The organism is Collinsella aerofaciens (genome assembly GCF_040915545.1).
Lineage (GTDB): Bacteria > Actinomycetota > Coriobacteriia > Coriobacteriales > Coriobacteriaceae > Collinsella > Collinsella aerofaciens_BE.
Genome location: NZ_JBCPDH010000002.1, coordinates 14,584 through 32,960 on the forward strand (window position 1 = coordinate 14,584; position 18,377 = coordinate 32,960).

The following is an 18,377-nucleotide window of genomic DNA, read 5'->3' on the forward strand; positions in this document are numbered from 1 at the left end:
TGTTCACACCGGGAGGCACAGTTCGGTCTGAACACCGCGCTTGATTGGGATAGTACTCAAGGTTTCTGTTTGATGCAAGAATATTATCAGCTTGCGAGAATATTTTATCGCCCAACGGTTTCCCCGAACCGCTGAACGGTTCTCATGTGGAGCAGCCAGTCCAAGCTGCTGAAGACTTTGTCCTGCTTAGGCTGCGGGCGTCGCCCACCGCAGCGACGCCACTATACTTTTGAATATCTGAGCATTTTGAAAGGCAGGATATGACCGCAACCGCCAGCCGAACCACTAACCGCAGGCCCGAGCTTTTGGCCCCCGCCGGAGGCCCGGAGCCCTTTGCCGCCGCGCTCGCCGCCGGGGCAGACGCCATCTACTGCGGCATGGGCAGCTTCAACGCCCGCCGCAAGGCAACCAACTTTACCGACGAGGCCTTTGAGCAAGCCTGCCGCGCCGCGCATCTAGCCGGGTCGCGCGTCTACGTCACGGTCAACATCGTCATCAAGCAGTCCGAGATGGGCGATGCACTGCAGCTCATTCATCGCTGCTCCACGCTGGGCGCCGATGCCTTCATTATCCAGGACTGGGGTCTGTTCTTTGAGGCCAAGCGCACCATGCCCGGCATCGAGACACATATCTCGACCCAGGCGAACATCCACGACGACCGCGGAACCCTTTGGTGCCGTGAGCAGGGCGCCGACCGCGTGACTCTCTCGCGCGAGCTCTCCATCGACGAGATCGCCGCCATTCACAACGCCGCGCCCGATGTGGACCTTGAGGTCTTTAGCCACGGTGCCATCTGCTTTTGCTACTCGGGTCTGTGCCTGCTGTCGAGCTTTGCCATGGCTGGCCGCTCGGCCAACCGCGGCATGTGCGCCCAGCCCTGCCGCCTACCCTACGAGCTAATTGACGAGAACGGCCGCTCGCTCTCCCCTGCCGGTCGCGAGCGCGCGCTGTGCCCGCGCGACACCAACACTTCGCAGCTTGTTCGCCGTCTGTATGACGCCGGCGCCGCATCGCTCAAGCTCGAGGGCCGCATGAAGGCCCCCGATTACGTGTATTCCATCGTCGACGTGTATCGTCATCAGATTGATGACATGCTGGCCGATGTTTCGACCTCTAAGGATGAGGATGCGGCCCGCCAGCGACAGCTCAAGCGCTGCTTTAACCGCGACTTTACGCACGCCTATCAGGACGGCACCTCGGGCGATGAGATGATGAGCTATGAGCGTTCCAACAACCGCGGCCAGATCGTGGGCACGGTGCTGGGCAGCCGCCCGGCCAACCGCGATGTGCGCGGCCTTAAGCCCGACGACCGCCGTCGCCGCGCCGCCATCGCCCGCATTGAGCTGTTTGAGCCCGTGGGCAAGGGCGACCTGCTGGAGCTTCGCCACGACGATGAGTTCGACCAATTCCTGACCACCATCGCCGCCGATGATGCCGCCGCGGGCGACATCATCGAATGTCGCGTTCCCCGCAGCATGCCTGAGGGCTGCCGCGTCCGCGTGATTCGCAGTCAGCGTGCCATTGACGCCGCCGGCGCCGCGCTCAAGCGCGATGTGCTGCGCCGTCGCGCCGTGGATGTAACCGTCGTGGCACGTTTGGGTGAACCGTTTGCCGTCACGCTTACTTGCTGCGACGACCCATCGCTTACGGCCACGGGCACAGGCTTCACCGTCGAGGCCGCCAAGACCCGTGCCGTCGAGGCGGCAGACCTGGTTGAGCATGTGGGCCGCATGGGCTCCTCGCCCTTCGAGGCAGCGAGCTTTGATGTGGCGCTCGATAAGGGCTGCGGCATGGGCTTCTCCGCTGTGCACAAGGTGCGCGCCGCCGCCTGCAAGGCGCTGGAGGAGGCCATTCTGGCACCGTATGACGAGCGTGCCCGCACGCTCGAGCTGCCGGTGCTCGACAAATGTACGCGGCCCATGCCCGAGCACTACCGCGACGAGCCGCAGATCTGCGCCACCGTCACCTCGCTCGAGGCCGCCGAGGCCGCTCGCGCCGAGGGTGTAACGCGCATCTACATGACCACCGACGCACTCGATGCGGCCGAGCTCTCCCCCGCCGATGCATTTGAGCAGGGCATCGTACCCGTACTCGACGAGGTCTGCCGCGCCGTCGACCACGAGCGCGTCGATCCCTGGATCAATGCCGGAGCTACCGTCGCCGTCGGTAATATCTCCGAGCTCGCCGTAGCCGCGCGGGCCGGCGCCACGGCCGAAATTCGCTCTTGCCTGCCGGTGCACAACACGCCCTGCATGGAGGCGCTTGCCGAGCGCGGAGCCGGTGCGTTTTGGCTCTCGCCCGAAATCACGCTCGACGAGATTGTCTCGCTCGGTGCCGCCGCGCCCGCGGCTTTGGGCATCACCGTCTTTGGCCGCCCGCGCGTCATGACAAGCGAGCATTGCATTCTGCAGGTTGCCAACGGCTGCATCCACGATTGTGTCAACTGCCGTCTGCGTGCCCGCAAGCTCTCGCTCAAGAATATCGACGGAAAGGTCATGCCCGTCCGCACCGACATCCACGGCCGCTCTCGCCTGTACGATGCCTACCCCATCGACCTCACGCCGCAGGTTCCTCAGCTGCTCGATGCCGGCGTGCGTCGTCTCATGGTGGACGGAACGCTGCTCGAGGCAGATGAGGTGGGCCGTGCCGTCGCCCGCGTCCGTCGTGCCGTCGAAGCCGCGCAGGCCGGCCGCAAGCCCGCCGCCCGCCTACGCGGGGCGACCTCGGGCTGCATGTTTGTGGGAATCAGCTAACCGAAAGGCTTACACGTGAACGAAGAACCTCAAGTCCTCTACTGCGACGCCTGGCTCATGGCCATCGACAAGCCCGCCGGCATGATCGTCCACGGCGACGGCACCGGCGAGCGCACACTCACCGACTACGCCAGCGACCTGCTGCTGGCGATGGGCGACGGCTTTGCCGCGACCGATATGCAGCCGCTCAACCGCCTAGACCGCGACACCACCGGCGTGGTGCTGTTCTCGCTCGACAAGCAGACGCAGCCCACCTTTGACCAGATGGTCATCGACCACGCTTTCGAAAAGCACTACCTGGCGCTCGCCGAGGGCAAGATCGACTGGAACGAAAAGCTCATCGACAAGCCCATCGCCCGCGACCGTCACGACAGCCGCAAGATGCGCGTCGGCGCCAGCGGCAAGCCGTCTCAGACGCGCGTGAAGGTGCTCAAGCGTCTTAAGAGCCGTCGTGGCCTGCCCACGCGCTCGTATATCGATGTCGAGCTGCTCACCGGCCGCAAGCACCAAATCCGTGTGCATCTGGCGAGCGAGCGTCATCCCCTGGTAGGCGACGACCTGTACGGAACGCCGCGTCCCTGCGGCCTGATGCTCCACGCCCACAGCGTGTCCTCCACGCATCCCGTAACCGGCGAGCACATCCACATCGAAGCCCCCTGCCCCTGGGAGCCCTAAAACCTGCCGAAAAGGGACAGGTTTATTTTGGCAGGTTTTATCTGGACAAACGTCAAAACCACCACAAAGGTTCCTGCCCCTTCGCGGTGGTTTTGGCCTTACTTCGCCCCGTTGCTAAACCGTGATGACGTTTTTCATCGTCTGGTACTTGGCGGGCACCTCGCCCGCGGTGATAACCGTTGCGTCACGGAAGTCCGCGAATTTTACGGGAGCCACCATGCCAAACTTACTGGCGTCCGAGATTACGAAGCGTTTGGCTGTATGGCGCATCGAGATACGCTTGACCTGCGCTTCCTCGATATCGGGCGTCGTAAAGCCCTGCTCGGCGGCAATGCCGTTAGAACCCCAAAAGCCGCAGTTAAAGTTGTAGCGGTCTAGGGTTGCCAGAGCATCGGGGCCAACGAGCGCCTCGGTCTCGGGTTTAAGCTCGCCGCCCAGCACCACGGTGCGCATGCCGCGCACAGCGAGATGCTGAGCATGGAGCACGGAATCAGTCACATAGGTGACCGATTCGAGATGCGGAAGATGCTCGATGAGTCTGAGCGTTGTCGAACCCGAATCGATGTACACAAAGCTCTCGGGCTCCACGAGCGCCGCCGCACGGGCGCATATACGCTCCTTGTCATCGTTATGGAGGTCGCTGCGCTCATTAAGCGTTAGGTCGCGCGTCACGTGCGCGCGCTCAAGACTCGTCGCCCCACCGTGGACCTTGGCGATACGGTGCGCTCGGTCGAGCGTCTGCAGGTCGCGCCGAATGGTAGATGCCGTCACGCCCAGGGCCTCAGCAAGCTCCAGCACGGTAACCGAGCCGGCTCGCTGCACCATCGACACAATCGCGTTGAGCCTATCTTCCGCAAGCATCGCTTACTCCTCCTCGGGGTACACGACTCCCCAGTCGGCGCGGAGCTTGGTCATAAGCTCCATAACATCAGAAGCATAATCCAGCAGCTCGCGCTTGGAGTCGTCGCCGGCAACGGCCTGCTCAAGATCGGCCATCTCATAGCAAAGGGCGTAAGCCTCGGTGCCGGCGTGGACCTCCTCGCGGTGACCGTCCGCAGTCCACACGATGGTCGCGTGATCGGCACGCGGATACTCGTTGACCTCGATATAGCACTTGTCAAAGCTGATGACCGAGCGCTTGGGCTGCTTGGAGTGGAGCGTAAGGCTCACAACACCCAGCTGCTGCTCGGCATTACGGCAGACGATGCCGCCCGCAACGTCCACGCCGGTCTCACAGGTGTTGCCCAGCGAAACGACCTCGGCGGGCTGGCTTGCCATAAAGAGGCGCATGACGGACAGGGCATACACGCCAATATCGAGCATGGCACCGCCAGCAAGGTTGCGATTGTAGAAACGATTGGTCAAATCGCCGTACTCCTTGTAGCTGCCAAAGTTGAGCTGAGCGAGGTTCATGCGGCCGAACTCGCCAGCATCCATGCGACGACGCAGCTCCTGATACAAGGGCATGTGAAGCACCGTGGTGGCGTCCATGAGGACCACGTTATGCTCGTCGGCAATGGCACAGGCCTCGTCGAGCTCGGCAGAATTTAGGGTAATGGCCTTTTCGCAGAGCACGTGCTTGCCAGCTGCCAGAGCGGCGCGCAGGTAAGTGATATGCGTGTGATGCGGGGTGGTGATATAGACGGCGTCGATATCCGGATCGGCATAGAGGTCCTCGACCGTGTCATAGACCTTCTCGATGCCATACTGCTCGGCAAAAGCCTGAGCCTTAGACAGCGTGCGGTTGGCGACGCCCGCAAGCTTGCGGCCGGCAAGAGCGAGAGACTGGGCCATCTGGTTGGCGATAACGCCACAACCGATCACGGCCCAGCGGAGCTCGGGAGCCGTAAAGATATCATCGGGGAATGGCTTGTCCTGAACCGAAGCGAACGCTGCCTTTGCGGCTGCCGCGGAATCGAGTGGAGCCTGCTTGGAATCTGCCATTATGTGCCTCCTGAGTCATCGGAAGTTCTTCATTTCCAACAGCCTTATATTCGCACAAATGAGCGCGCATTTGCTTGTATTTGCGTGTATATTTGCTTTTCGGTCATTATTTGGCCATGGTTGACAGATGTTTGCGCGGTCATGCGCATCATCGCGCAAGACTCTGCGCGTAAATGCGCATGCGACAATCCTTGTGAAACATATAGGAGCGGAGCACCAAAGCCCTAAAGACAGAGCCAGCTGTATTACTTCACCCCTCCGGGGGCACCAGACATCAAAGGACTGTCCCTAGGTGCCGACACATGGGGACTGTCCCCAACTGCCGGGACTACTCATTTAAGTCTGTCCCCAATGAGCACAATCACTCATGTAAGTCTGTCCCCAATGAGTATCCCCAATGAGTGGGGATAGAAAAAGGCCCGGGTGCCGTGGGGCATCCGGGCCTTTGCTAGCAACTTGATGTTGCGGGCAGCTTAGAACTTGTGGCCGCACTTCTTGCAGACGCGCAGCTTGTTCTTACCGTCCTTCTCGTGACCGACGCGGGTAACCTTACCGCACTCGGGGCAAACGAGATTGACGTTGGAGGCATCGATGGGAGCCTCCTGCGAAACGATGCCGCCCTGCTGGTTGGCAGCGTTGGGCTTGACGGCCTTCTTGACGACCGAAACGCCCTCGACAACGACCTTGTTCTCGGCGGGGAGAGCACGCAGGATAACGCCCTGCTTGCCGCGATCCTTGCCAGAGAGAACCTGGACCTTATCGCCCTTCTTGATATACATATATCTCCCCTAACTACAGGGTCTCGGGAGCGAGCGAGACGATCTTCATGTACTTCTTGTCACGAAGCTCGCGAGCGACGGGCCCGAAGATACGGGTGCCGACGGGCGAACCATCGTTGTTGATGACAACGCAAGCGTTCTCATCAAAGCGAATGTAGGAGCCATCCTTGCGGCGGATCTCCTTAACGGTGCGAACGACGACGCAACGGACAACGTCCTTCTTCTTGACGTTGGCGCCAGGGGTAGCCTCCTGGACAGCACCGATGAACACATCGCCGATGCCTGCATAACGACGCTTGGAACCGCCAAGCACCTTGATGCAGCGAATCTTGCGAGCGCCGGAGTTGTCGGCGACGTTCAGCATGGTTTGCATCTGAATCATGGTAGATGTTCCTCCGAACTAAGAACCGAAGAGAGGTGCGCAGCCTTTATACGGCCTGTGGTATGCAAGCCAGGCATACGCACATCTTCGGAAACGTACAAGTCGTAAGAGCGACTGCTTATTTAGCGCGCTCGACGACCTCGATGAGGCGCCAACGCTTCATCTTGGACATAGGACGGGTCTCCATAACGCGGACGGTATCGCCCACGCCAGCCGTGCACTCCTCGTCGTGAGCGTGCAGCTTCTTGGAGCTGGTCATCATCTTGCCGTACTTGGGGTGACGCTTGCGCTCGGTGATGGTGACAACAATGGTCTTGGCACCGGAGACAGAGGTAACGACACCCGTACGGACCTTACGCGAGTTACGCGAATCAGTCATGTTCTCTCCTTAGGTCCTACTCGGCGACAGCGGACTTCTCCGCTGCGATCTCGCGGGCGCGCTGCTCCGTGAGGACGCGAGCGATGTCCTTCTTCACGGTGTTGACGCGAGCGGTGTTGTCCAGCTGGCTGGTGGCCATCTGGAAACGAAGGTTAAAGAGCTCGGCGCGCATTTCCTTCAGCTTCTCAACGAGCTGAGCGTCCGAGAGCTCACGAATCTCTGCGGGCTTCATTAGTTCTCCTCCTTGGCGGCGGCGGCGTCCTCAGCAGCCCACTTGGCCTCGAGAGCGGCCTCCTCAGCCATCTCCTTCTCGATGCGCTGCTCAGCGTTCTTGGCAGCAACAATCTTGGTCTTGATGGGGAGCTTGTGCTGCGCAAGACGCAGAGCCTCGCGAGCGACCTCCTCGGGAACACCCTTGACCTCGAACATGATGCGGCCGGGCTTGACGACGGCCACCCACTCCTCGGGGTTACCCTTACCAGAACCCATGCGAGTCTCGGCAGGCTTCTTGGTGATGGGCTTATCGGGGAAGATCGTGATGTAGACACGACCGCCACGCTTCATGTAGCGGGTCATGGCAATACGAGCGGCCTCGATCTGACGGTTGGTGATCCAATGGGCCTCGAGAGCCTGGATACCAAACTCGCCGAAATGCAGCTCGGTATTACCCTTGGCCTGGCCCTTCATGGAGCCACGCTGCACCTTGCGGTGAAGAATACGCTTAGGGGCAAGCACTACTGACCCCTCCTCTCGGAGTTACGACGACGAGGACGGGAAGAGCCCTCGAGTGCAGGGTTGGGAACAGGCTGGCCCGGGAGCTTCTCGCCCAGGTAGATCCAGACCTTCACGCCGCAAGCGCCCATGGTGGTGCTGGCGACAGCCGTGCCGTAGTCGATCTTGGCACGGAGGGTGTGCAGAGGCACGCGACCCTCGCGGTACCACTCACGACGGCCCATCTCGGCACCGCCGAGACGACCGGAGCACTGGATACGGATGCCCTTAGCGCCAGCCTTGCGGGCGGACTGGACAGCCTTGCGCATAGCGCGACGGAAGGCAACGCGGCCCTCGAGCTGCTCAGCAATGGACTGAGCAACGAGGTTGGCGTCGAGCTCGGGGCGCTTGATCTCGACAACGTCGACGGAGAGCTGGCCCTTGGAGACGCCAGCAACCTTCTCGAGCTCGGTGCGGAGGGTATCGATCTCGGCACCCTTCTTACCGATGACAACGCCAGGGCGAGCGGTGAGGATGATGACCTTCACCTTGTCGCCAGCGCGCTCGATCTCGACGCGGGAGACAGCTGCGCGGGAAAGACGCTTCTCGAGGTACTTGCGGATCTCGAGATCGTTACCGAGGGTCTTAGCGTAATCCTTCTCTGCGAACCAGCGGGAGCGCCAGTTCTCGGTGATGCCAAGACGGAAGCCGGTGGGGTAGACTTTCTGACCCATACAGCTTTACGCCTCCTTTCGAGGAGCAACGACGACGGTGATGTGGGAAGTACGCTTCAGAATGCGAGAAGCGGAACCCTTGGCGCGGGGACGGATGCGCTTAAGCGTCGGACCCTCGTCAACATAGGCAGCGGCGACAACCAGGTTGTCGGCACGCAGACCGTTGTTGTTCTCGGCGTTCGCAACGGCGGAACGGAGAACCTTCTCGACATCCACGGCGACGGCGCGGTCGCAGAAGTGGAGGATGTCGAAGGCCTGAGCGACAGGCTTGCGGCGGATCAGATCGACCACCAGGCGGGCCTTGCTGGGGGAAACACGCACGTACTTAGCGACGGCGCGAACCTCGGTGGCCTCAGTTTCAATAGACTTAGTTGCCATTTACGGTTAACCCCCTATTTGGCCTTGTGGCCACGGAACGTACGAGTCGGCGCGAACTCGCCGAGCTTGTGACCAACCATGGACTCGGTAACATACACGGGCACATGCTTGCGGCCGTCGTGGACGGCGATGGTGTGACCAACCATCTCGGGGAAGATGGTGGACGCGCGGGACCAGGTCTTCACGACGTCCTTCTTGCCAGCCTCGTTCATCGCGGTGATACGCGAGAGAAGGCGAGTCTCCACGAACGGGCCCTTTTTGAGACTTCTGCTCATAAGTGCTTTCTCCTAAAACTCGGTATCCGAAATTACTTCTTACGGCGACGAATGATGTGCTGGTTCGAGACCTTCTTCTTCTTGCGCGTACGAAGGCCCTTCGTCGGCTTACCCCAGGGGGTAACAGAGGGACGACCAGAGGTGTGGTTCTTGCCCTCGCCACCGCCGTGCGGGTGGTCGACAGGGTTCATGACGGTACCGCGGACGGTCGGGCGCACGTTCATGTGACGCTTACGGCCGGCCTTGCCGATGACGATGTTGGAGTGATCGGCGTTGCCGACCTCACCGACGGTGGCGCGGCAGGTAACGAGGATGCGGCGCATCTCGGAGGAAGGCATACGGACGATAGCGTACTTGCCCTCCTTACCCATCAGCTGGCAGGAGTTACCGGCGGAACGGGCGATAGCAGCGCCCTTGCCCGGCTGGAACTCGACGGCGTGGATGAGCGTACCGACGGGGATGTCGGCGAGGGGCAGAGCGTTGCCCGGCTTGATGTCGGCGTCAGAACCGGACATGATGGTCTGACCGACCTCGAGGCCCTTGGGGGCCAGGATGTAGCGCTTCTCACCGTCAGCGTAGTGCAGCAGAGCAATGCGAGCAGAACGGTTCGGATCGTACTCGATCGTGGCAACCTTGGCGGGCACGCCGTCCTTGTTGCGCTTGAAGTCGATCACACGGTAACGACGCTTCACGCCGCCGCCCTGGTGGCGGGTGGTGATGCGGCCGTTGTTGTTACGACCGGCCTTCTTAGGCAGGGGCTCGAGAAGAGACTTCTCGGGCTTGGTGCAGGTGATCTCGGAGAAATCGGAGATCGTCTGCCAACGCCTACCAGCGGAGGTCGGCTTAAGGTGCTTTACAGCCATTACAATCCCTTTCAATAGGAATCCGTTAGCCATCGCAGACAGGGATTCGAGGTTCTGCCTCGGGTGCGATGACACCGGACGTATACACGGTTCCGGGCGTGTCCATTTTATACGCCCAAAACCTTGAGCTCTCGCCTCCCCTATTTGGGAGGCATGAGCTCACTCAACAGCAGCGAGTCTTAGGCCTGGTTGCCAAAGACCTCGATGGTGTCGCCCTCGGCCAGCGTGACGATGGCCTTCTTCCAAGAACGGGTCTTGCCGGCGACATAGCGCACGCGCTTGGTCTTGGGCTTGACCGTCAGGGTGTTCACGCGAACGACCTTGACGCCGAAGATCTCCTCGACAGCGTCCTTGATCTGATACTTGTTAGCATCCTTGGCGACCTCGAACGTGTACTTGTTCTGCTCCATGCCGGAGAAGGAACGCTCGGACACGATCGGACGGATGATGATCTCGTGGGCGGTCATTTATGCAAGCACCTCCCCGAAGTGAGCGGCGATGTCGGCGGGCATCAGCACGGCGTTGTTGTTGACGAGATCGTAGGTGTTGGCCTCGTCGGCAGTGATGATGAACGTCTTGGGAATGTTGCGGAACGACAGGTAGGCGTTGACGTCCTCATCGCGAACGATGATGGTCAGGCGCTTGCCCTCAAGGCCGAGAGCCTTGAGCATGGCGACGGCAGCCTTGGTGGAAGGCTTCTCGAAGCCGTAGTCGTCGACGAGCACGAGCTCGCCATCGGCCAGCTTGGCGGACAGCGCGGAGCGCATAGCCAGCTTGACCTCCTTGTTGTTCATACGCTTAGCGTAGGAACGGGGCTTGGGGGCGAAGACAACGCCACCGTGACGCCACTGGGCAGCACGGATGGAACCCTGGCGGGCACGGCCGGTGCCCTTCTGACGCCAAGGCTTCTTGCCGCCACCGGAAACCTCAGAGCGGCCCTTAGCGGACTGGGTGCCCTGACGCCAAGAGGCCATCTGGCACTTGACGATGTGGTGCATAACGTGGATGTTCGGCTCGATGCCGTACACCTCAGCGGCGAGCTCGGCCTCGGCGACCTTCTTGCCCTCGCTGTTCTTTACTTCAAACTTTGCCATTTAAGTGTTCTCCTTGGTATGACGCTGGGCTAAATGGGCTGGGCCCTTAGGCCATACGGATGGCGACGAGACCATTCTTGGCACCCGGGACAGCGCCCTTGACCAAGATGAGGTTCTGCTCGGCATCGATGCGGACAACGGAAAGGTTCTTGACGGTAACGCGCTCGTTACCCATGTGACCGGCCATCTTGACGCCCTTGAGGACGCGCGCAGGATAGGCGCACTGACCGATAGAACCGGGGTGACGCTGGAAGTGAGAACCATGCGTCATAGGACCGCGGCGCTGACCCCAGCGCTTGATGCGACCCTGGAAGCCCTTACCCTTGGAGGTACCGATGACGTCGACCTTCTCGACATCAGCGAAATCAGCGACGGTGACGACCTCGCCGACCTTGTGCTCCTCGCCGTTCTCGACGCGGACCTCACGAAGGAAGCGGACAGGCTCGACGCCAGCCTTGGCGAAGTGACCAGCCATGGGCTTGTTCACGTTCTTGGCCTTGATGTCGCCGAAACCGATCTGGACGGCGTCATAGCCGTCGGTTGCCTGAGTTTTAACCTGCGAGACAGCGCAGGGGCCAGCCTGGATGACCGTGACGGGAACGACGTTGTCGTCCTCGTCCCAAACCTGGGTCATGCCAATCTTGCGGCCGAGAATCATGCTGATCAAGATATGATCCCAACTCTCGCGTGGTCTTGGGACAATGCGTACACCACCGAGCGTACGCCCCTAGAGGACCACTACTTACACGACGTGCTCCCCAGCCTTGTATTTCGCCCGGACTACCTGACAACCCTATTAAGCAGGCATTTTGTCCAGCCAGAATACTCCCCTGGTTTCACACAGCTGTTTAGTATACACGGCTGCGGGCGTATCCATCGAGATTCATATTTCACTCACATTGTTTACGCAGGTAAAGCGCGTGGCACGTTCCCAGTGTGCGGCGGAGGGGGCGGCCCTGAGACATATTAAGGTTGCTGCTCTACAGTCCTGCTCACGACGGAGAGCACATTAAGTGCTCTCCTGTTCGTGCGGAACTCGCGACAACCTTAATATGTCTCAGGGCCGCCCCCTCCGCCGCACACTGGGAACGCCACGTTGATGTCTGCTAAACCTTGCTCGCTCAGGCTAATGACTTTGTTGGGGGTCCACTATTTGCTGGAGGGTGAACTTGCATTGCATTGGCTCGCCTTCTGCTTGTGGCTTTGCCTCTTCGAAATCGAAGATCATGATGGCGCAGTTGGGGAGTTTTGCTGGGAGCTCGAAGCCCTCTGGGACTGCAGCCTTGATGAATTGGCGGCTGGCGCTGCCGTGGCTTACTGCTAGGAGGGTTTCTATGCCCTCGGCGCCCATGAGATTGGTGAGGGTGTCTACCATGCGCTCTTGCAGCGCGCGGCTTCCTTCTCCTCCGAAGGGGACCAGATCCTCGCCCGGATCCCAGACGTCGGTGGGAAGGGCGTCGTGCGGGCCTTCTTCGAAGGAGCCGTAGCAGCGCTCGATGATGCCTTCGCAGGACTCGACTGCTGCGTCCGGGCCAAGGAGTTCGGTTGCGACAAGACTTGCCGTGTCCATGGCTCGGCCTAAGGGTGATGAGACCACTTTGTCGGGGACGACGCTGTGGGCTTTGAGCCATGCGGCCGCTGCCCGTGCCTGCTGACGGCCCAGATCGGTGAGCGGTGAATCACAGCGACCCTGGACGAGCTTTTTGACGTTGAATTCCGTCTGGCCGTGGCGGAGTAGGTATAGGCGCTTCATGCTCTCCTCTTCTGTATAACTTGCTTTGCCGGCACAGCCCTACTCGTGGGTATGCCCTACGTAGTCTTCGTCGATCGTAATCTTGGCAATCGACTTGGGATATTCCGATTCGACCCGTTGTGCCAGCGCGTGCTTTACGTCTTCGGCACTCATCTGCAGATCCGAGGGACGCACGCAGTCAAAGATCACGTTGGTGTGCGTGGGGCCCGGCACACAGCGCAAATCATGAATCGAAAGGCGGCTATCGATCTCTTGAGCCATAGCGTTGATGCGCAAGCGCATGCTCGCCACCTTTGGATCGTCGGTCACGATGGGGTCGTAGTGAAGTGTGACAATCATGCCGTCTTCGTTCCTAAACGACTGCTCGATGTTATCGAGCGTGCCGTGACTTTCCAGCGGGCTGGCCTCGGCTGCCATCTCGGCGTGAGCGCTTGCGAACTTCCTGCCCGGGCCGTAGTCGTGAACCATCAAATCGTGAACTCCCAAAACGCCGGGATAGCTCATGATCTTGTCTCGAATGTGCTTGACCAGCTTAGGATCGGGCGACTGACCCAAAAGCGGGCTCACCGTATCTTGAATAAGTTCAAAGCCGCTCCAGCCAATATAGGCGCCAACGGCAAGGCCAACCCATGCGTCAAGATTGATGTGCGTCACCTGCGAAACAATTGCACATGCCAGCACGGCGCCTGTGGCAAGAACATCGTTCTTGGAATCCTGGGCAGTCGCATGCAGTGTCTCGGACTCGATACGGTCGCCGAGCTTTTGGTTGAGCGCCGCCATCCACAGCTTAACAACCATCGAAAGCGCCAGGACTGCCACCAGGGCAAGCGAGAACTCGACAGGTTCGGGGTGGATGATACGCTCAAACGAGGACTTCACCAGTTCAAGGCCAATGAGAAGCACGAGCGCCGCCACGACAAGACCCGAGAGGTACTCGTAGCGACCATGGCCGTATGGATGCTCGGGGTCGGCGGGCTTGCTCGCCAGCTTAAAGCCCAGCACGCTCACGATATTCGAGCTGGCATCGGACAGGTTGTTCATGGCATCCGCCACAATCGAAACCGATCCCGAAACCACACCGATTGCGCCCTTCGCAGCACAAAGCGCCACATTGGCGACAATACACACCATGCCCGCTAACGTGCCCACACGCGCACGATCGCCCTGCGCGCGCTTAACTATCCACTCGACCATCTGCATCCGCCCCCACGGTACTACCTATATATCTATTGCTCAAACGGATTGTAGTGTAGCCACTTTGTCTCCCAGATACAAAGAGGCCGCAGCCCGCACGGGCCACGGCCTTGGAGCATGACAAAAGAATCGTCCTTTTGTCGCACAGGTTTACGCGCTTACTTCAGCAGCGCTCGCCACTGTTTCGGGTGAATCGGCCCCGTCTTCTGCCGCCTGTCCCTGCGCCGGCACCACGCCAAAGCAGTAGCTCAGCGCCGCAGACACCGCAAATGCCACACCGCCGGCAACGCAGCACCACAGCAGGTTCGAGATGCCGCCCGTGGCAAAGCCAATGACCATAAGGACATTCGTCATGCCGATGGTATAGGCCGTAACGTGGCCCACGGCCGCAACAAGGCCTCCGACGGCGCCGCCAATGGCCATGTACGTCAGGCACCTGCCATATTTAAAGCCGCAACCGTACAGCGCCGGCTCGCTTACGCCGCCAAGAATACCCGAGATTGAATAGCCCAGCATGAGTGCCTTCTCGTCCTTATCCGCAACGCGGAGCGACGCGCCAAAGGGCATGCCCCAAACGGCGAACGTCGCCATCGTCGCGGCGATCAGGATGCACGAATCCGTTCCCACACTCATAAACTGAGCATAGGCAAGCGATAGGACAACGTTGCTGACGCCTGCAATCTTAAGAAACTCCCAACCCGCGGCAAGCCCCATGAGCGTGAGCAGCGACACGATGCCACCGGAATTGCCAAGCATAAACATAAGCTGGCCCAACAGCATGCCCAGATAGCTGCCCGCCGGCGCCGTAATACACAGCGAAACCGGAACCATGACAAGCATGGTCGCAAACGGAACGAACGAAAACGCCACGGCCTTAGGGATAACGCGCTGAAAGAAACACTCCACTCGCCATAGCACGGGCACCGAGATGAGAACCGGAATAACAGTCGTCGTGTAATCGTTGACCGGCGCGGGAAGCAGACCATACACGGAAGTCATCGATGCCCCCGTCGTCGATGCGGCATCGACGAGCTTAAGCAGATCGGGCGCAATCAATACGCCGCCCAGCATCATGCCTAGCTGCTCCGAGCAACCGAGCTGGCGGGCGGCCGCCCAACCAAGATAAATGGGCAAAAAGTAGTAGCCGGCGTTATAGAGCCAACTGTAGAACAGGCGATAGATTTCGGAATCGGCAGACCACAGGCCCAGCATACCTTCGCCCATAATGACGGCAACGGTGCGGAACAACGCCGCGCAGACAATAAACGGCAGCGCCGACATCATGCTTTTGGACAGATAGTCCACCACGGCCATGGCGTTTGATGAAACCGTCGTTGTAAACGAGGTGTTAGAAACTTGTAGCATGGAACGCCTTTCCCAATATGACATGCGGGCTGCCCCTTTGTCACATCGTGCGGTACTGACCGATTGCGCGGTACTTTTCGTAGCGGAGGTTTGTGAGGGTCGCGTCGTCGAGCTGCCCAAGCGTATCGAAGACATCAAATGCCGAGAACATGACGGCACCGGCGATCTCCTCATGCGACAGGCCCCTATCGTCAACAATGCCGTCGATGATGCCGAGCGCCAACAGATCGGGGGCCGTGAGCTTAAGCGCCTCGGCGGCCTCATTCGCGCGCTCGGTATCCTTCCACAGGATCGACGCACAGGCCTCGGGGCTCACGACCGAATAGGCCGAGCTCGAGAGCATCAGGATGCGGTCGGCCACGGACAGCGCCAGCGCGCCACCAGAGCCGCCCTCGCCTGTCACCACCGAGACAATCGGCGTCTTGAGGCCGCTCATCTCCATGAGATTCTGGGCAATCGCCTCGCCCTGGCCGCGCTCCTCGGCACCGATGCCGCAAAACGCGCCCGAAGTATCGACCAGACACAGAACCGGTCGACCAAACTTTTCGGCCTGGCGTATAAGGCGACGCGCTTTGCGGTAGCCCTCGGGATGTGCCATACCAAAGTTGCGACGCATGCGCTCTTTGGTCGTGGTACCGCGCTCGACGGCGATAACCGTCACGGGTCGCCCGTCTTTCCAGCCAATGCCAGCCACCACGGCGGCGTCGTCGCCAAAGTAACGGTCGCCATGCAGCTCCACAAATCCATCCAGGCCCAGCGAGATCATCTCGCCCGCCGTGGCGCGATCTGCCGAGCGGGTCTGCTTGACAATCTCGAGCGCGGTTTTTGGTGCGGTCGAGCGCTTGAACAAGTGTCCCAGCTTTTTGCCGCGACGACCCGTATGCACGATCTCATGCGGTGCCCCCAGGCCGGGCGCGTGCCCTTCGTGCAGTGCCAGCAGCTCGCCTACCGTGAGCGCAATCTCGCCACGCGGAACAACGGCATCGCAAAAGCCGTGCTCCAGCAAAAACTCGGAGCGCTGGAATCCCTTGGGCAGGCGCTTGTGCATGTTCTGCTCGATCACGCGCGGGCCGGCAAATGCCGTCAGGGCATCGGGCTCGGCCAGGATAATATCGCCCTCCATGGCAAAGCTCGCGGTTACGCCTCCGGTCGTGGGGTCGGTGAGCACCGTGATATACAGACCGCCCGCCTCGCTGTGGCGCCTAACCGCCGCAGAAATCTTGGCCATCTGCATAAGCGACGTCACGCCCTCTTGCATGCGCGCGCCGCCCGAAACGGTAAAGCCGACAACTGGCAATCCAAGCTCGGTCGCTCGCTCAAATGTGCGACAGATCTTCTCGCCCACCACGGAACCCATCGAGCCCATCATAAAGTTGGCGTCCATAAAGAAGAGCGCGGTATCGCAACCGCAGATTTTGCCCCTGCCGCACACAACGGCGTCGCGCTCGCCCGAACGCTCGCACACGCTCTTAAGCTTGTCGGCATAGCCGGGAAACGAGAGGAAGTCCTCCGACGCCAGATTGGCATCCCATTCCTCAAACGTGCCCTCGTCGACCGTCATGCGCATGCGCGCGCGACCGCTCACGCGAAAGTGTTTGCCGCAACGAGGGCAGACCTCGAGGTTGTCGTGCAGGCGTGCTTCATCGATCACGCGGCGACACTCCGGGCACTTGATAAACACGTGGCGCGCGGGAAACTCGGCGCACGACTCGGTCATCGGCCCCTCGAGGACGTTGACCGTCTTTGCTTTTCTATTCATCAGCATAGAGATGCCCCATCAGATCGGTGTGGTACATGCCCGACAAGAACTCGTCGTTTGCCAGCACGTCGAGCTGAAGCTCGCTGTTTTCGCTCACGCCCTCAATCACGAGCTCGCCCAGGGCCGAGCGCATCTTACGAATGGCGCCGTCACGCGTGGGCGCACACACGATGAGCTTGCCGAGCATGGAGTCGTAGTACGGCGGAACTTTCGCACCGGTAAACATGGCGGAATCCCAGCGCACGCGCGGACCACCCGGCACACGCAACGCGGTGACCGTTCCGCATGACGGCAGAAAGTCCGGCGTTTCGGCATTGATGCGGCACTCCATGGCGTGGTTGCGGACCGGCATGTCCTCCTGCTCAAAGGGCAGAGGCTGGCCGGCTGCCACGCGCAGCTGCCACTTGACCAAGTCGGTATCGGTCACAAACTCTGTAACCGGATGCTCCACCTGCAAGCGCGTGTTCATTTCCATAAAGTAGAAATTGCCGTCGTCCGAATACAGAAACTCGATGGTACCGGCTCCTTCGTAGCCGACGGCACGAGCCAGGTCACGCGCTGCCTTGTGCATGCGAGCACGAATGTCGTTGTGTCCGTCGAGGCACGGCGCGGGACTCTCTTCGATCAGCTTTTGGTTGCGACGCTGCACCGAGCACTCGCGCTCGCCGAGCGAAAATACATGGCCCTGCTTATCGGCCATAATCTGCACCTCAACGTGGTGCGCCGGCGCGACGAACTTCTCCATGTAGCACTCGCCGTCGCCAAAAACGGCCTCGCCCTCGGCACGCGCCTCGATGAACGCCTTTGCCGCATCTTCCACGCGCTCGACCTTGCGAATGCCGCGACCGCCACCGCCCGCGCGCGCCTTAATGAGCACGGGACAGCCAATGCGCTCGGCCTCGGCCGTCGCCTCCTCGGGACTTTTGAGCAAATCGCAGCCCGGCACAATGGGCACGCCCGCCGCGGCAGCCGTTCGGCGTGCGGCGTCCTTGTCGCCCATGCTGTCGATCACCTCGGCCGAAGGACCGACAAAAGCCAGGCCATACTTGTCGCAGTCGCGTACAAAGCTCGCCTTCTCGGAAAAGAAGCCATAGCCGGGATGAATTGCCTTAGCTCCCGACTTTACGGCACAGGTGAGCACAGCATCGTCGTTGAGGTAGCTCTCGGCAAGACGCGGACCGCCGATGCAATACGCCTCGTCGGCAAGCTGCACGTGCAGCGCGTCCGCATCGGCCGTGGAATAAACGGCGACGGTCTTGATGCCCATATCGCGGCACGCGCGGATAACACGGACCGCGACTTCGCCGCGGTTGGCGATGAGCACTTTGTCGAACATGAA

The 18,377-nt window shown here is 60.5% G+C and carries 20 protein-coding genes and 1 pseudogene; 2 read left to right on the forward strand and 19 right to left on the reverse strand.

Features of this window, described 5'->3' with window-relative positions:
* Nucleotides 1-260 precede the first annotated feature (260 nt).
* Nucleotides 261-2,753 carry a U32 family peptidase gene (locus tag AB5202_RS00875; RefSeq protein WP_196025286.1) on the forward strand — a complete coding sequence of 831 codons (2,493 nt, stop codon included), beginning with the start codon at nucleotides 261-263 and terminating at the stop codon, nucleotides 2,751-2,753.
* 15 nt (nucleotides 2,754-2,768) lie between these two features.
* Entirely contained in the window at nucleotides 2,769-3,428 is a 660-nt protein-coding gene (locus AB5202_RS00880) for an RluA family pseudouridine synthase (protein ID WP_368144214.1), read from the forward strand.
* Nucleotides 3,429-3,542: 114 nt separating this feature from the next.
* Here AB5202_RS00880 and AB5202_RS00885 read toward each other — a convergent pair whose 3' ends face one another.
* The 19 genes and pseudogenes from AB5202_RS00885 to AB5202_RS00975 form a co-directional block, all read right to left on the reverse strand.
* Nucleotides 3,543-4,289: a DeoR/GlpR family DNA-binding transcription regulator gene (locus AB5202_RS00885; RefSeq protein WP_215674049.1), complete on the reverse strand. Its 747-nt coding sequence runs from the start codon at nucleotides 4,287-4,289 to the stop codon at nucleotides 3,543-3,545.
* 3 nt (nucleotides 4,290-4,292) lie between these two features.
* Nucleotides 4,293-5,372, reverse strand: a complete 1,080-nt coding sequence (locus tag AB5202_RS00890; protein ID WP_368144215.1) for a Gfo/Idh/MocA family protein — start codon at nucleotides 5,370-5,372, stop codon at nucleotides 4,293-4,295.
* A gap of 473 nt (nucleotides 5,373-5,845) precedes the next feature.
* Nucleotides 5,846-6,151, reverse strand: coding sequence for a 50S ribosomal protein L24 (gene rplX, locus AB5202_RS00895; RefSeq protein WP_099432059.1), 306 nt, complete (start codon nucleotides 6,149-6,151; stop codon nucleotides 5,846-5,848).
* Between the two features lie 13 nt (nucleotides 6,152-6,164).
* A complete protein-coding gene (rplN, locus tag AB5202_RS00900) occupies nucleotides 6,165-6,533 on the reverse strand; it encodes a 50S ribosomal protein L14 (protein ID WP_006235041.1) in 369 nt (122 codons plus the stop codon).
* Nucleotides 6,534-6,651: 118 nt separating this feature from the next.
* Nucleotides 6,652-6,912 (reverse strand): 30S ribosomal protein S17, encoded by a 261-nt coding sequence (gene rpsQ, locus AB5202_RS00905; protein WP_006235040.1) that lies wholly within the window; start codon nucleotides 6,910-6,912, stop codon nucleotides 6,652-6,654.
* A 16-nt stretch (nucleotides 6,913-6,928) separates the two neighbouring features.
* Nucleotides 6,929-7,144 (reverse strand): 50S ribosomal protein L29, encoded by a 216-nt coding sequence (gene rpmC / locus AB5202_RS00910; protein WP_006235039.1) that lies wholly within the window; start codon nucleotides 7,142-7,144, stop codon nucleotides 6,929-6,931.
* An 86-nt stretch (nucleotides 7,145-7,230) separates the two neighbouring features.
* Nucleotides 7,231-7,647, reverse strand: a pseudogene (rplP, locus tag AB5202_RS00915) (50S ribosomal protein L16); the annotation flags it as partial.
* Nucleotides 7,647-8,357 (reverse strand): 30S ribosomal protein S3, encoded by a 711-nt coding sequence (gene rpsC, locus AB5202_RS00920; protein ID WP_006235037.1) that lies wholly within the window; start codon nucleotides 8,355-8,357, stop codon nucleotides 7,647-7,649. The gene rpsC and the pseudogene rplP, both read right to left, overlap by 1 nt.
* A gap of 6 nt (nucleotides 8,358-8,363) precedes the next feature.
* Nucleotides 8,364-8,735, reverse strand: a complete 372-nt coding sequence (gene rplV / locus AB5202_RS00925) for a 50S ribosomal protein L22 (protein WP_006235036.1) — start codon at nucleotides 8,733-8,735, stop codon at nucleotides 8,364-8,366.
* 14 nt (nucleotides 8,736-8,749) lie between these two features.
* The gene (rpsS, locus tag AB5202_RS00930) at nucleotides 8,750-9,010 is read right to left on the reverse strand and encodes a 30S ribosomal protein S19 (protein WP_006235035.1); all 261 of its coding nucleotides are present in this window, start codon (nucleotides 9,008-9,010) and stop codon (nucleotides 8,750-8,752) included.
* Between the two features lie 32 nt (nucleotides 9,011-9,042).
* Nucleotides 9,043-9,873: a 50S ribosomal protein L2 gene (gene rplB, locus AB5202_RS00935; RefSeq protein WP_022094198.1), complete on the reverse strand. Its 831-nt coding sequence runs from the start codon at nucleotides 9,871-9,873 to the stop codon at nucleotides 9,043-9,045.
* Between the two features lie 179 nt (nucleotides 9,874-10,052).
* Nucleotides 10,053-10,340: a 50S ribosomal protein L23 gene (gene rplW, locus AB5202_RS00940; RefSeq protein WP_006235033.1), complete on the reverse strand. Its 288-nt coding sequence runs from the start codon at nucleotides 10,338-10,340 to the stop codon at nucleotides 10,053-10,055.
* Nucleotides 10,341-10,967: a 50S ribosomal protein L4 gene (rplD, locus tag AB5202_RS00945; protein ID WP_006235032.1), complete on the reverse strand. Its 627-nt coding sequence runs from the start codon at nucleotides 10,965-10,967 to the stop codon at nucleotides 10,341-10,343.
* 46 nt (nucleotides 10,968-11,013) lie between these two features.
* Nucleotides 11,014-11,634: a 50S ribosomal protein L3 gene (gene rplC / locus AB5202_RS00950; RefSeq protein ID WP_035137484.1), complete on the reverse strand. Its 621-nt coding sequence runs from the start codon at nucleotides 11,632-11,634 to the stop codon at nucleotides 11,014-11,016.
* Nucleotides 11,635-12,093: 459 nt separating this feature from the next.
* On the reverse strand, nucleotides 12,094-12,720 hold the full coding sequence (locus AB5202_RS00955) for a histidine phosphatase family protein (protein ID WP_215674044.1): 627 nt from the start codon (nucleotides 12,718-12,720) through the stop codon (nucleotides 12,094-12,096).
* Nucleotides 12,721-12,759: 39 nt separating this feature from the next.
* Nucleotides 12,760-13,914, reverse strand: a complete 1,155-nt coding sequence (locus AB5202_RS00960; RefSeq protein WP_368144604.1) for a cation diffusion facilitator family transporter — start codon at nucleotides 13,912-13,914, stop codon at nucleotides 12,760-12,762.
* A 150-nt stretch (nucleotides 13,915-14,064) separates the two neighbouring features.
* On the reverse strand, nucleotides 14,065-15,279 hold the full coding sequence (locus AB5202_RS00965; protein WP_215674041.1) for a PTS sugar transporter subunit IIC: 1,215 nt from the start codon (nucleotides 15,277-15,279) through the stop codon (nucleotides 14,065-14,067).
* A gap of 40 nt (nucleotides 15,280-15,319) precedes the next feature.
* Nucleotides 15,320-17,044 carry an acetyl-CoA carboxylase, carboxyltransferase subunit beta gene (gene accD / locus AB5202_RS00970; RefSeq protein WP_368144602.1) on the reverse strand — a complete coding sequence of 575 codons (1,725 nt, stop codon included), beginning with the start codon at nucleotides 17,042-17,044 and terminating at the stop codon, nucleotides 15,320-15,322.
* Complete coding sequence (locus tag AB5202_RS00975; protein ID WP_152067433.1) at nucleotides 17,031-18,374, reverse strand: acetyl-CoA carboxylase biotin carboxylase subunit; 1,344 nt, start codon at nucleotides 18,372-18,374, stop codon at nucleotides 17,031-17,033. The genes accD and AB5202_RS00975 overlap by 14 nt, the downstream gene beginning before the upstream one ends.
* Nucleotides 18,375-18,377: the final 3 nt, after the last annotated feature.

Excerpts from the sequence above, each read along its gene's own strand:
- accD (WP_368144602.1), bottom strand. The coding sequence starts at position 17,044 with ATGCTGATGAATAGAAAAGCAAAGACGGTCAACGTCCTCGAGGGGCCG.
- AB5202_RS00960 (WP_368144604.1), bottom strand. The coding sequence starts at position 13,914 with ATGGTCGAGTGGATAGTTAAGCGCGCGCAGGGCGATCGTGCGCGTGTG.
- AB5202_RS00890 (WP_368144215.1), bottom strand. The coding sequence starts at position 5,372 with ATGGCAGATTCCAAGCAGGCTCCACTCGATTCCGCGGCAGCCGCAAAG.
- AB5202_RS00875 (WP_196025286.1), top strand. The coding sequence starts at position 261 with ATGACCGCAACCGCCAGCCGAACCACTAACCGCAGGCCCGAGCTTTTG.
- rpsQ (WP_006235040.1), bottom strand. The coding sequence starts at position 6,912 with ATGACTGATTCGCGTAACTCGCGTAAGGTCCGTACGGGTGTCGTTACC.
- rplN (WP_006235041.1), bottom strand. The coding sequence starts at position 6,533 with ATGATTCAGATGCAAACCATGCTGAACGTCGCCGACAACTCCGGCGCT.
- rplV (WP_006235036.1), bottom strand. The coding sequence starts at position 8,735 with ATGGCAACTAAGTCTATTGAAACTGAGGCCACCGAGGTTCGCGCCGTC.
- rpsS (WP_006235035.1), bottom strand. The coding sequence starts at position 9,010 with ATGAGCAGAAGTCTCAAAAAGGGCCCGTTCGTGGAGACTCGCCTTCTC.
- AB5202_RS00975 (WP_152067433.1), bottom strand. The coding sequence starts at position 18,374 with ATGTTCGACAAAGTGCTCATCGCCAACCGCGGCGAAGTCGCGGTCCGT.
- rplX (WP_099432059.1), bottom strand. The coding sequence starts at position 6,151 with ATGTATATCAAGAAGGGCGATAAGGTCCAGGTTCTCTCTGGCAAGGAT.
- AB5202_RS00965 (WP_215674041.1), bottom strand. The coding sequence starts at position 15,279 with ATGCTACAAGTTTCTAACACCTCGTTTACAACGACGGTTTCATCAAAC.
- AB5202_RS00885 (WP_215674049.1), bottom strand. The coding sequence starts at position 4,289 with ATGCTTGCGGAAGATAGGCTCAACGCGATTGTGTCGATGGTGCAGCGA.
- AB5202_RS00955 (WP_215674044.1), bottom strand. The coding sequence starts at position 12,720 with ATGAAGCGCCTATACCTACTCCGCCACGGCCAGACGGAATTCAACGTC.
- rplD (WP_006235032.1), bottom strand. The coding sequence starts at position 10,967 with ATGGCAAAGTTTGAAGTAAAGAACAGCGAGGGCAAGAAGGTCGCCGAG.
- rplW (WP_006235033.1), bottom strand. The coding sequence starts at position 10,340 with ATGACCGCCCACGAGATCATCATCCGTCCGATCGTGTCCGAGCGTTCC.
- rpmC (WP_006235039.1), bottom strand. The coding sequence starts at position 7,144 with ATGAAGCCCGCAGAGATTCGTGAGCTCTCGGACGCTCAGCTCGTTGAG.
- rpsC (WP_006235037.1), bottom strand. The coding sequence starts at position 8,357 with ATGGGTCAGAAAGTCTACCCCACCGGCTTCCGTCTTGGCATCACCGAG.
- rplB (WP_022094198.1), bottom strand. The coding sequence starts at position 9,873 with ATGGCTGTAAAGCACCTTAAGCCGACCTCCGCTGGTAGGCGTTGGCAG.